The organism is Streptomyces sp. URMC 126, assembly GCF_051386555.1.
Taxonomy (GTDB): Bacteria; Actinomycetota; Actinomycetes; order Streptomycetales; family Streptomycetaceae; genus Streptomyces.
Map to the genome: position 1 here is coordinate 15,670 of NZ_JBPQTX010000051.1, position 14,146 is coordinate 29,815.

A 14,146-nucleotide genomic window follows, 5' to 3' on the forward strand; every position below is an offset into this window, starting at 1 on the left:
GGAACGCCCCGAAGGCGGCTCCTCCCAGCTCCTCCCGGCTCTTCCCGCCCCTTCCCGGATCCTCCCGGCTCCTCCCTGCTTCGTCCATGTGTGCGGTTAGACTCTCGCAAGCGCTACGGGGGACTTCACGAGAGAAGAAGGCGGACGGGGAGGCGGCAGGGCATGGCCCAAGCCAAGAAGATCACGTTCTGGGTACTGGCCGTGTTCATCGGTTACACGATCATCCATTCCCCGGCCAGAGCGGCCGAACTCGTACAGATAGGCTTCGAGGGGATCTCGGACGCCGCCAAGAGCATCGGCGAGTTCATGACCGAGCTGATCAACTGAGCCCCTGCCGGCCGGAGCTCCCCGCGGGCGCCGCAGGTCCCGCACCTTCGTGAACCCCCTCCCATGGAAGGCGGCCATCCGGTGATCCGTCACCTCGTCCTGTTCAAGCTCAACGAGGGCGTCGAGCGCGACGACCCCCGCGTCGTCGCCGGTGTCCAGGCGTTCGAGAAGCTGGGCGGGGAAATCCCCGAGCTCCGCTTCTGGGAGTGCGGGTGGAACGTGTCGGAGCGCCCGATCGCCTACGACTACGCGATCAATTCCGCCGTCGAGGACACCGACGCCCTGCGGCGCTACCTCGACCACCCTGCCCACCAGGCGGGTGTCGCGCTGTGGCGGGAGTTCGCCACGTGGGTGATCGCCGACTATCCGTTCTGAGCCCCGTTCCCCGCCGGGACGCGGCCGCGGGCCCCTCGCCACCACGGCGGGGGGCCTTTTTCGCGCGGCCAACACGGCGTTATGCGGTGCTTGCACACAGTGGACATGTCTTGTGATGCTATGACCGCTTTTGACGGATGAGTTGACCTGGAGCTGACCGCGAAGGGGTGGTGTGACCGTGCCGGCCCGTACAGCGTCAGAGGAGACGTCGGCGTCAGAAGAGAACCCCCCGCAGCCGCGGGAGGCACCGCGGGAGACACTGCGGGAAACGTCCCGGGAAGTACCCAGGGAAGCGCCTCGGGGAGTACCCCGGGAAGCGCAGCGAGAAGCACTGCGAGAGGCGCCGCGGGGGGCGCCGCGGGACGCTTCGCAAGAGCCGTCAACACCTGAGCCGTCAACGTCGGACACTCCGGCGCCGGACACTCCGACGCCGAGTACGTCGACGCGGGAGAGCCGGGGCGCGGACGCCCGGGCGCTGACGCAGGTGCTCTTCAAGAAGTTCGCCACCCTGGAGCCCGGTACGCCGGAGCACGCCCGCGTGCGCGCCGCCCTGATCGAAGCCAACCTCCCTCTCGTGCGGTACGCCGCGGCGCGTTTTCGCAGCCGCAACGAGCCGATGGAAGACGTGGTCCAGGTCGGCACCATCGGTCTCATCAACGCCATCGACCGCTTCGACCCCGACCGCGGGGTGCAGTTCCCGACGTTCGCGATGCCCACCGTCGTCGGCGAGATCAAGCGCTACTTCCGCGACAACGTCCGCACCGTCCACGTCCCGCGCCGGTTGCACGAGCTGTGGGTGCAGGTCAACGGCGCCACCGAGGACCTGACCGTGCTGCACGGCCGGTCGCCGACCACCGCCGAGATCGCCGAACGCCTCAGGATCGGCGAGGACGAGGTACTCGCCTGCATCGAGGCCGGCCGCTCGTACCACGCCACCTCGCTGGAGGCCGCGCAGGAGGGCGACGGGCTGCCCGGACTGCTGGACCGCATCGGGTACGAGGACCCCGCGCTGGCCGGGGTCGAGCACCGCGATCTGGTGCGCCACCTGCTCGTTCAGCTGCCCGAGCGCGAGCAGCGCATCCTGCTGCTGCGCTACTACAGCAATCTGACGCAATCGCAGATCAGCGCCGAGCTGGGGGTGTCGCAGATGCACGTGTCGCGGCTGCTCTCCCGCAGCTTCGCCCGGCTGAGATCCGCAAACCGTATCGACGCTTAACCCTTGTGGGTGACACCCTCTCCGGACTCCCCGGCAGATATGTCGACTTGACGCTACAGCGCGTTGCCGACATGTGACATTCTGCTGGAACTGCGTTTGCCACAGCGCAGCCTCCGGTATTCAGGTGGGGGCTGCATCCTCGGCCGAATCCGCGGCCGGGGCATGCTGTGATCCGTCCGCGACCTCAAGGGGGTGGCATGTCCGTAGACCTGGGCAGCGCGAAGGTGCTCACCAACGACGCACCGCACGCCGTGCTCGACGACTGCGAAGCCATCGACACCCGCACCCTCTCCCGCTCCCTGTTCCTGCGGCTGGCGGCCCTGGACCGGGACAGCGCCGAGCGTACGTACGTCCGTGACACCCTCATCGAGCTCAACCTCCCCCTCGTGCGCTACGCGGCGGCGCGGTTCCGGAGCCGCAACGAGCCGATGGAGGACATCGTCCAGGTCGGCACCATCGGACTGATCAAAGCCATCGACCGGTTCGACTGCGAACGCGGGGTGGAGTTCCCGACGTTCGCGATGCCCACGGTCGTCGGCGAGATCAAACGCTTCTTCCGGGACACCAGCTGGTCCGTGCGGGTGCCGCGGCGCCTTCAGGAGCTGCGGCTCGCCCTGACCAAGGCCAGCGACGAGCTCGCGCAGAAACTGGACCGCTCCCCGACGGTGCCGGAGCTGGCGCTGTGCCTGGGCGTCTCCGAGGAGGACGTGGTCGACGGGCTGGCGGTGGGCAACGCCTACACGGCCAGCTCACTGGACTCCCCCTCCCCGGAGGACGACGGCGGCGAGGGCTCGCTCGCCGACCGGCTGGGCTACGAGGACACGGCGCTGGAGGGCGTCGAGTACCGGGAGTCGCTGAAGCCGCTGCTGGCCAAGCTGCCCCCGCGCGAGCGCCAGATCATCATGCTCCGCTTCTTCGCCAACATGACGCAGTCGCAGATCGGCGAGGAGGTGGGCATCTCGCAGATGCACGTCTCGCGGCTGCTCACCCGGACGCTCTCCCAGCTCCGCGAGGGGCTCATCTCCGACTGAGCGGCCGGGCCGCTCGCTCTCGTCCAGCGCCGGACGGCCCCGCCCGACGGGCGGCATCGACGGGCCACTTCGACGGACGGAAGCCGGCGGACGGCACACGTGCCCCTCCGACGGACGGCGCTCGCGCACGGCCACGGCACAGCAGGACAGGCCACCGGTCGACCGACCCCCGGTACGGCAGCGGCGGGCCGCGACACGCAGGTCGCGGCGGGGGCCGCCGGGCCGTCCGGCTGACACACGGCGCGTCCGACGCCGGTACGCCCGGCCCGCCGCCCCACCCATGGACGGCCGCGGGGCCGAAGCCTCACCCCGCCCGGCGGACACCCCGCCCTCGGGGAGGCACCCGTCACGCCCGTACGCAACGGCGCGGGCACGCGTCACGGAGACCTGCCACCGACGGGCACGCGCCACCGAGCCCTGTAACCGACGGGCCCCAGTCGCGTCGACCACGAGTCACGACGGGCACGAGTCACGACGGGCACGAGTCACCGATGCGCGTCCCAGAGGCGAACGCGGAAGCGGCGAAGCCGCTTAGCCGGCACCCCACCCCCGCCCCGGCCTCAGCCGAGCGCGAGCCAGGCCACCGCCGCCACGACCGCCAGCACCGCGACGACGCCGAGGATCACACCCGGCCGGGGCCCGGACGACGTCGAACGCCCGTGGCTCGCCGGAGCGGCCGCGCGGGGACCGGGAGCGCCCTCGTCGACGAAGGCGCGGAACATCTGTGTGCTGCCCGCGGGGTCGTAGTCGCCCTCGGGACGCTGCTGATGGGGGTTGGCCATGGACCAGGACCCTAGCGAAGACGGCGCCGCCCCCGCGCGCGGGGCAGGGGTCCCCCGCCGCGCTCGCCGACGCCCTCCCCTGACGTCACCCCTCCACCTTCCGCTGCGCTCCGCGACACCTCCCTCACTCATCGTTTGATAGTTGAACTTGACCCCACCTTTACCGGTTTTAGTTTGCCTTCAGCAACCAACAACCTCTATGGTTGCCCTAAGCAACTTAAAACGGGAGGATCCGTTGGCCGCGCACCAGCAGTACCAGGAGCTCGCCCAGCAGCTCAGCGCCATCGGCGTCATCAAGCGCGGCCTCGCCCGGGTCCTTCCCGCCGACTGTCCGCCCACCTCGGTCCTCGTGCTCACCCTGCTCAAGCGGTACGGCGAGATGCGGATGAGCAAGCTCGCGGAGCTGCTGGTCGTCGACATGTCGGTGACCAGCCGCCACGTGGCGTACGCCGCGGAACGGGGCTGGCTCGACCGGCAGCCCGACCGGCTGGACAAGCGTTCCCGGCTGCTGCGCCTCACGCCCAGCGGCGAGGCGCTGCTGGACGACGTCAGCGCCCGCTACACCGAGGCCCTGGCGCACTGCCTGGGCGACTGGAGCGACGCGGAGATCGGCCAGATCGTCGGTCTGCTCGCCCGGCTCCGGGAGAGCTTCGGCGAGTGCCACCGGCCCGTCGCCCACGGCGGCGCCGGCCAGGCGCACGACCTCGCGGCCTGCCCGTCGGCCCGCGCACCCCACTGACCGCCCGACTGCATCACGAAAAGGAAGTTCATGGCCAAGACCACACCGCCAGGTGTGCGGGACAGCCACACCGACCACGCCCCGTCCGACGCTCCCGGCATCGACATGACGCACAGCCAGATCATGCGTGCGCTGTCCGGGCTGCTGCTCGGCATGTTCGTGGCGATCCTGTCGTCGACCATCGTCTCCAACGCGCTGCCGAAGATCATGCACGATCTGCATGGCAGCCAGTCCGCTTACACCTGGACCGTCACGGCCGCGCTGCTGGCGATGACCGCGTCGACGCCGCTGTGGGGCAAGCTCTCCGACCTCTTCAGCAAGAAGCTGCTGGTCCAGGTCGCGCTGGTGGTCTACGTCGCCGGTTCCGTGGTGGCCGGTCTGTCGCAGAACACCAGCATGCTCATCGGCTGCCGGGTGATCCAGGGCATCGGCGTCGGCGGTCTGTCGGCCCTCGCCCAGATCGTCATGGCCGCGATGATCTCGCCGCGTGAGCGCGGCCGGTACAGCGGTTACCTCGGCGCCACGTTCGCCGTCGCCACCGTCGGCGGCCCGCTGCTCGGCGGCGTGATCACCGACACCAGCTGGCTCGGCTGGCGCTGGTGCTTCTACGTCGGTGTGCCGTTCGCCGTGATCGCCCTGATCGTGCTCCAGCGCACCCTGCACCTCCCGGTCGTCAAGCGGCAGGTGAAGGTGGACTGGCTCGGCGCGTTCTTCATATCCGCCGCCGCCACGCTGCTGCTGATCTGGGTGACCCTGGCCGGCAAGAACTACGACTGGATCTCCTGGCAGACCGCCGTCATGGTCGCCGGCTCCATCCTGCTCGGCGCGATCTTCATCCTGGTGGAGAGCAAGGCCGCCGAACCGATCATCCCACTGCGGCTGTTCCGCAACAAGACGATCGCCCTGGCCTCGGCCTCCAGCCTCTTCGTCGGTGTGGCGATGTTCGCCAGCACCGTCTTCCTCTCGCAGTACTTCCAGCTCGCGCGAGGCGAGACGCCGACCATGTCCGGCGTCATGACCATCCCGATGATCGCCGGCCTGTTTATCTCCTCGACCGTTTCCGGTCAGATCATCACCAAGAACGGGCGCTGGAAGGCGTGGCTGGTCTCCGGTGGCATCCTGCTCACCGCCGGCATCGGCCTGCTCGGCAGCATCCGGTTCGACACCCCGTACTGGCAGCTCGCCTGCTACATGGCCCTCATGGGCCTCGGTATGGGCATGATGATGCAGAACCTGGTGCTGGCCGCCCAGAACCAGGTCGCCCCGAAGGACCTCGGCGCCGCCAGCTCCGTCGTCACCTTCTTCCGCTCCCTCGGTGGCGCGGTCGGCGTCTCGGCGCTGGGCGCGGTCATGGCCAACCGGGTCAAGGACTACGTCGTGGACGGCCTGACCGCCCTCGGCCCGAAGGGCGTGGCCATCGCCAAGCAGGGCGGTGGCGGCGGCAGCATCCCGGACATCAAGAAGCTGCCCGAGCCGCTGCGTTCGATCATGGAGAGCGCTTACGGGCACGGTGTCGGCGACGTCTTCACCTACGCCGCGCCGTGTGCCCTGGTCGCCTTCCTGCTGACGCTGTTCATCAAGGAAGTGGCGCTCAAGGGCCGGCCGGGCGCGCCGGCGGACTCCTCCGCTCCGGCGAAGGACGCCCAGGCGAGCGAGCCCGCGAAGGCGAGCTGAGGGACCGGGCCGACGGAGGCCGACGGAGGCCGACGGAGGCCGACGGAGGCCGGTTACGGCCGGCCCAGCAGACTCCGGCCGGGCGTCCACGAGCGGAGACGTCCGGCCGGTGGCCCGGGGCCGAACGGCATGAATGACCCCGGGTGAACGGCCCCGGAGGCGGTGCGCACACAAGGCAGGGGACGGCCTGTGCACCGCTTCCGGGGCCGAGTGTTTTTCCACTCCCCCGCCATATACACCGCCCGCCACACACACCGCGATCCGCGCGCCCCCCCCCCGCTTGGCGGGCCCACGCTTGGCGGGCCCCCGCTCGAAGACGGCGAACGCCCCCGTCCGCGAAGAGGTCACTCACCTCTCGCGGACGGGGGCGTTCGCCGTCCTCCGGACCGTTCCGGCGCGGCGTCCTCCCGTTACGGAGCCCGTCCGTCCCGTTACGGCGCCTCGCCCCGCGCCCGGTCCCGCATCACCTCGATGCCCGCGATCACCGTGTCCAGCCCGAAGGCGAAGTCGCGCTCCCACATGTCCTCGATCGACCCCTCGCGCACCCGGCGCGCCATCGCGACGCTCTCGGTGTACTGGGCCGCGAAGTCCGGTCGCTCGGTGAGCGTGTCCGTGACTTCCTTGAAGTAACGGTCCTGTTCGATGCCGGCCGCCCGGCAGCGCTCGTCGTACAGCGTCTGGACGGTGGCGAAGCCGTAGACGAACTGGAACAGCGCGCCCAGCGAACCCGCGATCCGGCTCGGCTCGACACCGCTGTGCCGGAGCACCCGGAGGGTGACGTCGCCGAACCGCATCGCCTTCGGACCGATGTTGAGGTACTGGCCGACGAGCCGGGCGACCCACGGGTGCCGGGTGAGCATCCCGCGGTACTCGTACGCGAGGTGCCGGAGCTGCTCGCGCCAGTCGGCGTCGGCGGCCTCCGGGTCGGGGACCGCGATCTCGCCGCTCGCCTCGTCCAGGGCCAGTTCGAGGAGGTCGTCCTTGTTGTCGACGTACCAGTAGACCGACATGGCGGTCACGCCGAGCTCGGCGGCCAGCCGCCGCATCGAGAACTTGGCCAGCCCCTCGGCGTCCAGCAGGCGCATGGCGGTGGCCACGATCCGCTCCCGGTCCAGCGAACCCGACTGCTCCCGGGAGCGCTCCGCGCTCGCCCTGCGCCGCGGCGAGGGTTTCTCCTCGGCCAGCCAGATGCTGGTCCTCGGCTGCCCCGCGCCCTTGCCGCCGGCCATGCGTTCCCTCTCCGCCACGTCGCTGATCCGGTTCATGATGCTAGGCCCTGCCGGCCGCGTCGCCGCTCCCGGCGCCCGCCGGGTCGCCGGCTTCCGTTCCCGCGCCCGCCGCGGCGTCGGCCCGTTCGGCCCTGCGCAGCAGGAGCGCCGCCACCACGCCGCCCGCCAGCACCGCCGCCGCGCCGACCAGCTGGCCCGCCTGCACCCCGGACGCGAACGCGTCCTGGACCTCGGAGCGCTGGGCGGCCGTCCGCACCTCGCCCAGGGCCTCGGGCAGCGAGCCGGCCCCGGCGGCGACGGCCGGGAGCAGCGCGGTGAAGCGGGAGTTGAGGACCGCGCCGAGCACGGCGACGCCCAGCCCGTTGCCGAACTCCTGGAGCGTGCCGTTGATCCCCGCGCCGACCCCGGCCTTCTCCGGCGGGATGGCCGACATGATCGCCGTGGCCATGGGCGGCGAGGCGAAGGCGATGCCGGTGCCCATGAGGACCAGCCCGGCGAACATCCCGCCGTACCCGTGGTCACCGGTCACGGCGATCACGGCCAGGCCCGCGGCCAGCAGCGTCATACCGCTCGCGATCATGAGCGGGGCGCCGAACTTCGTCATCAGCCGGGCGCCGACGCCCGTCAGGTTGAGGAGGACGATCATCAGGGCCAGCGGCGTCATCCGCAGCCCGGTCTCCAGCGGCCCGTAGTGCAGCACCATTTGCAGGTGCGAGGTGAGCAGGAAGAACGATCCCCCCATACCCAGTGCCACCAGGACGCCGCCCACGACGGCCGCGACGAAACGGCGGTTGCGGAAGAAGTGCATATCGAGCATGGGGTACGGGATACGCAGCTCCCAGAGCACGAACGCGGCCATGATCAGGACGCCGGCACCGCCGGAGAACAGCACCCGGCCGGACGTCCAGCCGTGCTCGGGACCGGAGATGATCGCGAAGACGATGCCGGTCATGCCGAGGGTGGAGAGCAGGGCGCCGAGGAGGTCCGGGCGGTCACCGGCCGGGTTCTTGGACTCGGGGACCAGCTTGAGCACGGCGAGCAGGCCGATCACCGCCACCGGGATGTTGACCAGGAAGATCGATCCCCACCAGAAGTGGTTGAGGAGCGTGCCGCCGATCAGCGGCCCGCAGGCGAAGCCGAGCGACCCCACCGCGCCCCAGATGCCGATCGCCTTGGTGCGCTCCTCGTCGTCGAAGACCTGGACGACGACCGCGAGCGTGGTGGTCATGAGCAGCGCGCCGCCGACACCCATGCCGGCGCGGGCGGCGATCAACTGGCCCGTCGTCTCCGACAGTCCGGCTCCGAGCGACCCCAGGCCGAACAGCGCGAGGCCGGTGGCCAGCATCTTCTTCCGCCCGTAGCGGTCGGCGAGGTTGCCCGCGGTGAGCAGCAGGCCGGACTGCACCAGGGAGTACGCGTTGAGCATCCACTGGATGTCCGCGGTCGCGGCGCCCATCTCCGTCGTGAGGGACGGGATCGCCACGTTGAGGACGGTGTTGTCGAGCAGCACGGTGAGCTGCGCGAGGCATATGACGCCCAGGATCACCCAGCGGGTGGGGTGACGGACGGGGTGGGGGGTTTCGGGAAGGGGTGACGAAACGGAGGCGGATGCCGCCATGACGGGCTCCTCGCAGGGCAGGCCGACGTGATCGGTCTACACCGTACAGGAGACGGTTCTACGGTGTACAGGGTTTTGCCGTACGCCGTAGAAGGCGACGGGTGAGAGAGGGAGAGGGCGCGGGTTCGAGGTGGGCGAAGGCTCCGTGATCAGGACGCCGGCTTCAGGACGTAGCCCATGCCGCGCCGGGTGTGGATCATCGGAGGGCGGCCCGCGTCGATCTTCTTGCGCAGATAGGAGATGTACAGCTCGACGACATTGCCCCGGTCGCCCGCGCCGAAGGAGTGCGCCCAGACCCGGTCCAGCAGCAGCGTCTTGCTGAGCACCCGGCCGGGCTCCCGCATGAGCTGGCGCAGCAGCGCGAACTCCGTCGCCGTGAGCGGGATCGCTGTGCCGCCGCGAATCGCCTCACGGTTCGCCTCGTCGAGGACCAGGTCGCCCACGACCAGGCGCGGCAGGGGACTCGGGGCGGCGAGGGCGGGGCGGTGGCGCGCTTCCGTCGGTGCGATCGTCATGCTCATGAGCGTGCGCCGGTGCCCTGAGAACCGTCTTTCGCGCATCTGGGAAACGTCTGAGAATTCGGGGCACGGGAGAGGTCCACGGACAGCACCAGGGAGAAGACAGACAGCACCCGGGGAGGAGCGCGGGCGGCGGAACTCCCGTCCCCGCCTCCACGCCCCTATGCGGCGGCTGACGTTCCGGCGTCGTCCGGGCCCGGGATGCCGAGGAGGCGCGCCGCGTTGTCGTGGCACACCGCGCGCAGCCAGTCCTCGTCCTGCCCCAGGCGGGTGAGGGCGGCCAGGGCGTGACCGTATCCGTAGGGGATGTTGGGGAAGTCGCTGCCGAACAGGATCCGGTCGCCGAGCGCGGCCAGTCGTGGGCGCTCCGTGGCGGGGAACGGCGCCACGTCCTCGATGAAGTCGGTGAACGCCATCGTCGTGTCGAGGCGCACTTCCGGGTACCGCTCGGCCAGGTCCAGGAAGGCCGTGTACTCGGGGACGCCCATGTGGGCCACGACCAGCCGCAGCCTCGGATGCCGGGCGAGGACGCGCCCTATGGGTTCCGGCCCTGTGAAGGGCCCCGGCACCGGACCGGAGCCGCAGTGTGTCACCACCGGCACGCCCGCCTCGGCCAGCTGCCCCCACACCCCGTCCAGCAGGGGATCGCGGGGGTCGTACGCGCCCACCTGGAGGTGCGCCTTGAAGATCCGGGCGCCGGCGTCGAGTGCCGTCCGGACGGTCCGGACGGCGCCCGGCTCGGGGAAGAAGGTGGCGGTGTGGAGGCAGTCCGGCGTACGGGCGGCGAAGCCCGCCGCCCAAGCGTTGAGCCAGTCCGCCATGCCCGGCTTGTGCGGGTAGATCATCGAGGTGAAGGCGCGCACTCCGAGGGCGCGCAGGGTGCGTACGCGGCCGTCCTCCGCGTCGCGGTACGTGATCGGCCACTCGCGGCCGAACCGCTCGCCGGCCGCGTCGAAGTAGGACCAGACCTTGGCCAGGACCCGCTCGGGCATGAAGTGGGTGTGCACGTCGATCAGCCCCGGCAGCCCGAGGGCGCGCCGGAACTCGGTGACCTCGTCGTCCCGCACGGGTTTCCCCTGCCCCGTCGGCCCCGTCGTCATACGCTCGCCGGGGTCCCACCGGCCTCCGAGAACGCCGTTCACCGGCCTCCGGGAACATCCGGAAACGTCGAAGGCCCGGTACGTGAGTACCGGGCCTTCGATTCGAGTAGCGGGGACAGGATTTGAACCTGCGACCTCTGGGTTATGAGCCCAGCGAGCTACCGAGCTGCTCCACCCCGCGACGGTCGAAAGACCGGGTCCAACATGTTGGCACCGGCCTCTCGGCTGCGCGCTCGGCAGGATTCGAACCTGCAACCTCTTGATCCGTAGTCAAGTGCTCTATCCGTTAAGCTACGAGCGCTCGGCTTCCCGGCGGACTTTCTTGCCGGTCGGCGTTGCGGGAACAACATTACATGAACTGCGCCGTGAGGCGAAATCCATTGCCGCAACCCCACCTGACCTGCGGAAACGCCGAATCGGAGCGGTCGCGCCGCACCCCTCGGGGCCGCCGGGAGACGGGACCGCGGGCGGCGGCCGGCGGAGTGCCGACCGGGGGCCGGGGAGATCGACGGGACCTCGCCGAGATCCCGTCGGGATCGGGACCGGCCGGGCACGGAAAAGCCCCGGCCGTCATGAATGACGACCGGGGCTCCCGACTGCGGAGGCGGAGGGATTTGAACCCTCGATGGGCTTTAAGACCCAAACCGCATTAGCAGTGCGGCGCCATAGACCGGACTAGGCGACGCCTCCAGCACAACCCCGCGCGTGCGCGAATGTTGCGTGCAGATGATGACACAGCCTGGGGCCGCGCCACCAATCGCACTCTACGGTACCGGGCGCGGCGGCCCTTGGGCAAAGCGGTTTGGGGCGCGCAACGCCCGGCGCGTCCGGGCGTTAGAGGGGTGAGGATGCGGTCGGCCCGCCGCCCCGCACCACCCCGCGACCCATGGAGTCCTCGCATGCCGCTCCACCGTTCCCGCCGTCCCGGTTTCCGCAGCGCCGGGCGCCCCGGCCGTCTCGGCGGTCTCCGTCGTCCCGGCCGTCCCGCCCTGGCGGCGGCCGCGCTCGTTCCTCTGATGCTGCCGCTGCTCGGCGCTTCCCCGGCCGCCGCGCGGCCGCTGCCGTTCCCGCCGGGCCCCGGGGCGGGGCCGGCCGCGGCGTCGCCGGTCCCGCCCGCGCCGGAAAAGCGGTCGGGAGCCGGGACGGCCGAGGGAGCGGAAAGAGACAGGGATAGGGGAGCGGGGAGCGGTAGGGGTGCCGACCCCATGCCGACGCCCGTGGACCACCTCACCGTCGTGATCACGGACAGCGGGCGGGCCGACGGCCGGTACGAACTCCGCTGCCACCCGACGTACGGCACCGTCCCCGACCCCCAGGGGGCGTGCGATCAACTCGACGGACAGACGCGCTGGGACCGCGACCTCTTCGCTCCGGTGCCGTCCGACGCGCAGTGCACGATGGTCTACGGCGGGCCGGAGCGGGCTCATGTGACCGGGTCCTGGGCCGGGCGCCCGGTCGACGCCGACTTCAGCAAGGTGAACGGGTGCGAGATGGCGCGCTGGAACAGGTTCTCCCGCCTCCTAGGCGAGCCCCCGCTCCCGTCCGGGAGCTGAGCCGGCGACCCCACTCACGTCGGCCCGGCGCCCCCATCACGTCGGCCCGGCGGACCCCGCAACCTGTCGCACACTCAATTACTTATGACCGCCAACGACCGTTTACGACCACTTCGGTCGTTGGCGGTTACGATCTCGCCGTCCGTCCGCCTCCGACCTCGGCCCTTCTGCGGAATCAGAGACTCCGCTCAACTTCCGGGCCGACACACCGGCTGCCCCGGACACCGCACGGCAGGGTGCGCCGCACCCCTCGACCGCCGTCGCGCCGGACTCCACAGCCCGTAGACTTCCCCACAGCAACACGCCGCAGGGGCGGCGGAACTCCCCCAGCCGTCGCTGGGGTGGCCCCCCGTCCCGCGGGTCGCACCGTGCGGTAACAGGGAGGAAGCGTCGCAGTGAGCAGCAGGCCATCCCGAGGCGCTGCTCGCCTCGCAGCCATACTCGACGCCCTTCCCGACGCGCTGTTGCTCGTCAACTGCAACGGCACGGTCGTCAACGCCAATCACATCGCGCTGGAGACGTTCGAGGTCCCCGGCACGGGGCTCGTCGGGCGCGGTCTGCTCGACCTGCTGCCCGCGTTCGACTCGCGTCGCATCCCCGGTTCGATGCGCCTGCCCGAGGACCGCACGAACGGCGGGCGGACGAAGCCCACCCGCATGATCGCCCGGCGGACGGACGGCACCCAGTTCCCCGTCGAGGTCACCAGCGCCAACCTCCCCGACAGCCGCACCCCCTACGCCGAACAGGGCCCGTACACCGGGGACGAGCTGCTGATGCTCGTCGTCCGCGACCTGACCGGCACGCTCGACACCGAGGCCGAACTCGCCCGCCAGCAGCGCCAGACGGAGATGATCCTGCGCGCGGCGGCCGAGGGCGTGGTCGGCGTGGACACGGCGGGCAAGGTCGTCCTCGTCAACCCCTCGGCAGCGCAGATCCTCGGCTACCGCGCCAGCGACCTGGGCGGACGCGAACTGCACCCGCTGATCCACCACTCGCGCGCGGACGGCACGCCGTTCCCGTTCGAGGACTCGCCGATCGCCGACACCCTGCGTTCCGGTCGCAAACACCGGGTGCGGGGGCAGGTGCTGTGGGCCAAGGACGGGCGCGCGGTGCCCGTCGACCTGACGACGGCGCCGGTGCGCGACGGCGACCAGCTGGTCGGCGCGGTGATGACGTTCACCGACCGCCGCCCGTACGACGCGCTGGCGGCGCGGCACGCCCAGTTGGTGGCCGTGCTCGACGGGTCGCTGCACGGGCCGCTGGAGCGGCTGCGCGGTGAGCTGGGCACACTGGCCGCCGACCCCGCCGGGCAGTTGTGGCCGGAGGCCAACCAGATCCTGCACCGTCTCGCCGCCGGGTACGGGCGGATGGCCCGGCTGGTCGAGAGCGTGCTCGCCTACCAGCGGCTGGAGGCGGGCGAGGGGCAGCTGGAGCGCGAGACCACCGCCCTTGACGAGGTCGTGGCGGCCGGCGTCGAGGGCGCTGTCGAGCTGATCGGGCCGGGGCGTGCGCAGTTCGCGGTGCACGCCCCGGCCATAGAGGCCGAGGTCGACGCGGAGTGGCTGGCCCGGGCGCTCACCCATCTGATCGCGGACGTCGCGGGCGTGGACGCGACCGGCGAGGCCGCCCCCGGCACGGCACCGTCCGGTGACTCGACGATCGTCGTCGCGGCCGCGAAGCGGGACACGGCGGTCCGGATCGAGGTGCGCGGCCCGCACCCCGGCGGCGACCCGGTGCACGGGCCGATCGTGCGGGGCATCGTCCGGCGGCACGGCGGGGTGCTCCAGACCCATGACGTGCCGGGCAGCGGGGGCGGGAAGGCGTACGTCCTGGAGGTGCCGGTCTCGGCGGAGGCCGGGCCCGTCACAGCGTCCGACCGGCCGGACTCGCCGCCCAGCATCGGCAGCGGTACGACGATCATGCCGATGCCGGGGCAGCGGTCGGGGGAGACGGCGGCGGCTCGGGGGACGACGGGGGCGACGGG

The 14,146-nt window shown here is 71.2% G+C and carries 12 protein-coding genes, 3 tRNA genes and 1 pseudogene; 8 read left to right on the forward strand and 8 right to left on the reverse strand.

Going from position 1 to position 14,146, the window contains the following annotated elements:
* Positions 1-162 precede the first annotated feature (162 nt).
* From ACSNOK_RS09250 to ACSNOK_RS09265, 4 genes are all read left to right on the forward strand, one after another.
* Positions 163-327: a hypothetical protein gene (locus ACSNOK_RS09250; RefSeq protein ID WP_223769544.1), complete on the forward strand. Its 165-nt coding sequence runs from the start codon at positions 163-165 to the stop codon at positions 325-327.
* A gap of 81 nt (positions 328-408) precedes the next feature.
* On the forward strand, positions 409-702 hold the full coding sequence (locus ACSNOK_RS09255) for a Dabb family protein (protein ID WP_436780114.1): 294 nt from the start codon (positions 409-411) through the stop codon (positions 700-702).
* A 331-nt stretch (positions 703-1,033) separates the two neighbouring features.
* Positions 1,034-1,918 (forward strand): RNA polymerase sigma factor SigF, encoded by an 885-nt coding sequence (locus ACSNOK_RS09260; RefSeq protein WP_436780126.1) that lies wholly within the window; start codon positions 1,034-1,036, stop codon positions 1,916-1,918.
* A 197-nt stretch (positions 1,919-2,115) separates the two neighbouring features.
* Positions 2,116-2,949, forward strand: a complete 834-nt coding sequence (locus ACSNOK_RS09265) for an RNA polymerase sigma factor SigF (RefSeq protein WP_004943124.1) — start codon at positions 2,116-2,118, stop codon at positions 2,947-2,949.
* 560 nt (positions 2,950-3,509) lie between these two features.
* Here the strand turns inward: ACSNOK_RS09265 and ACSNOK_RS09270 are convergent.
* A complete protein-coding gene (locus tag ACSNOK_RS09270) occupies positions 3,510-3,731 on the reverse strand; it encodes a hypothetical protein (protein WP_436780115.1) in 222 nt (73 codons plus the stop codon).
* A 235-nt stretch (positions 3,732-3,966) separates the two neighbouring features.
* On the opposite strand from ACSNOK_RS09270, the gene ACSNOK_RS09275 reads away from it, so the two are divergent.
* Together ACSNOK_RS09275 and ACSNOK_RS09280 are read left to right on the forward strand one after the other, a co-directional pair.
* Entirely contained in the window at positions 3,967-4,470 is a 504-nt protein-coding gene (locus ACSNOK_RS09275; protein WP_436780116.1) for a MarR family winged helix-turn-helix transcriptional regulator, read from the forward strand.
* Between the two features lie 30 nt (positions 4,471-4,500).
* Positions 4,501-6,144, forward strand: coding sequence for an MDR family MFS transporter (locus ACSNOK_RS09280; RefSeq protein WP_436780117.1), 1,644 nt, complete (start codon positions 4,501-4,503; stop codon positions 6,142-6,144).
* A gap of 431 nt (positions 6,145-6,575) precedes the next feature.
* On the opposite strand, the gene ACSNOK_RS09285 is transcribed toward ACSNOK_RS09280, so the two are convergent.
* The 7 genes and pseudogenes from ACSNOK_RS09285 to ACSNOK_RS09315 all read right to left on the reverse strand — a co-directional run bounded on the left by ACSNOK_RS09285 (position 6,576) and on the right by ACSNOK_RS09315 (position 11,299).
* Positions 6,576-7,409: a TetR/AcrR family transcriptional regulator gene (locus ACSNOK_RS09285; RefSeq protein WP_436780118.1), complete on the reverse strand. Its 834-nt coding sequence runs from the start codon at positions 7,407-7,409 to the stop codon at positions 6,576-6,578.
* A gap of 4 nt (positions 7,410-7,413) precedes the next feature.
* Positions 7,414-8,991 carry an MFS transporter gene (locus ACSNOK_RS09290; protein ID WP_436780119.1) on the reverse strand — a complete coding sequence of 526 codons (1,578 nt, stop codon included), beginning with the start codon at positions 8,989-8,991 and terminating at the stop codon, positions 7,414-7,416.
* A 149-nt stretch (positions 8,992-9,140) separates the two neighbouring features.
* Positions 9,141-9,440, reverse strand: a pseudogene (locus ACSNOK_RS09295) (winged helix-turn-helix domain-containing protein); the annotation flags it as partial.
* A 230-nt stretch (positions 9,441-9,670) separates the two neighbouring features.
* Complete coding sequence (locus tag ACSNOK_RS09300; protein ID WP_436780120.1) at positions 9,671-10,576, reverse strand: amidohydrolase family protein; 906 nt, start codon at positions 10,574-10,576, stop codon at positions 9,671-9,673.
* Between the two features lie 140 nt (positions 10,577-10,716).
* A tRNA-Met gene (locus ACSNOK_RS09305) sits at positions 10,717-10,790 on the reverse strand.
* A gap of 47 nt (positions 10,791-10,837) precedes the next feature.
* Positions 10,838-10,910 (reverse strand) — tRNA-Arg (locus ACSNOK_RS09310).
* 298 nt (positions 10,911-11,208) lie between these two features.
* Positions 11,209-11,299: transfer RNA gene (locus tag ACSNOK_RS09315), tRNA-Ser, on the reverse strand.
* Between the two features lie 515 nt (positions 11,300-11,814).
* Between ACSNOK_RS09315 and ACSNOK_RS09320 the strand changes: the two genes are divergently transcribed.
* Together ACSNOK_RS09320 and ACSNOK_RS09325 are read left to right on the forward strand one after the other, a co-directional pair.
* The gene (locus ACSNOK_RS09320) at positions 11,815-12,162 is read left to right on the forward strand and encodes an SSI family serine proteinase inhibitor (protein ID WP_436780121.1); all 348 of its coding nucleotides are present in this window, start codon (positions 11,815-11,817) and stop codon (positions 12,160-12,162) included.
* 395 nt (positions 12,163-12,557) lie between these two features.
* Positions 12,558-14,146: PAS domain-containing protein (locus ACSNOK_RS09325; RefSeq protein ID WP_436780122.1), on the forward strand; the 1,589-nt coding region annotated here is incomplete at its 3' end.

Excerpts from the sequence above, each read along its gene's own strand:
- ACSNOK_RS09250 (WP_223769544.1), top strand. The coding sequence starts at position 163 with ATGGCCCAAGCCAAGAAGATCACGTTCTGGGTACTGGCCGTGTTCATC.
- ACSNOK_RS09265 (WP_004943124.1), top strand. The coding sequence starts at position 2,116 with ATGTCCGTAGACCTGGGCAGCGCGAAGGTGCTCACCAACGACGCACCG.
- ACSNOK_RS09270 (WP_436780115.1), bottom strand. The coding sequence starts at position 3,731 with ATGGCCAACCCCCATCAGCAGCGTCCCGAGGGCGACTACGACCCCGCG.
- ACSNOK_RS09280 (WP_436780117.1), top strand. The coding sequence starts at position 4,501 with ATGGCCAAGACCACACCGCCAGGTGTGCGGGACAGCCACACCGACCAC.
- ACSNOK_RS09285 (WP_436780118.1), bottom strand. The coding sequence starts at position 7,409 with ATGAACCGGATCAGCGACGTGGCGGAGAGGGAACGCATGGCCGGCGGC.
- ACSNOK_RS09290 (WP_436780119.1), bottom strand. The coding sequence starts at position 8,991 with ATGGCGGCATCCGCCTCCGTTTCGTCACCCCTTCCCGAAACCCCCCAC.
- ACSNOK_RS09320 (WP_436780121.1), top strand. The coding sequence starts at position 11,815 with ATGCCGACGCCCGTGGACCACCTCACCGTCGTGATCACGGACAGCGGG.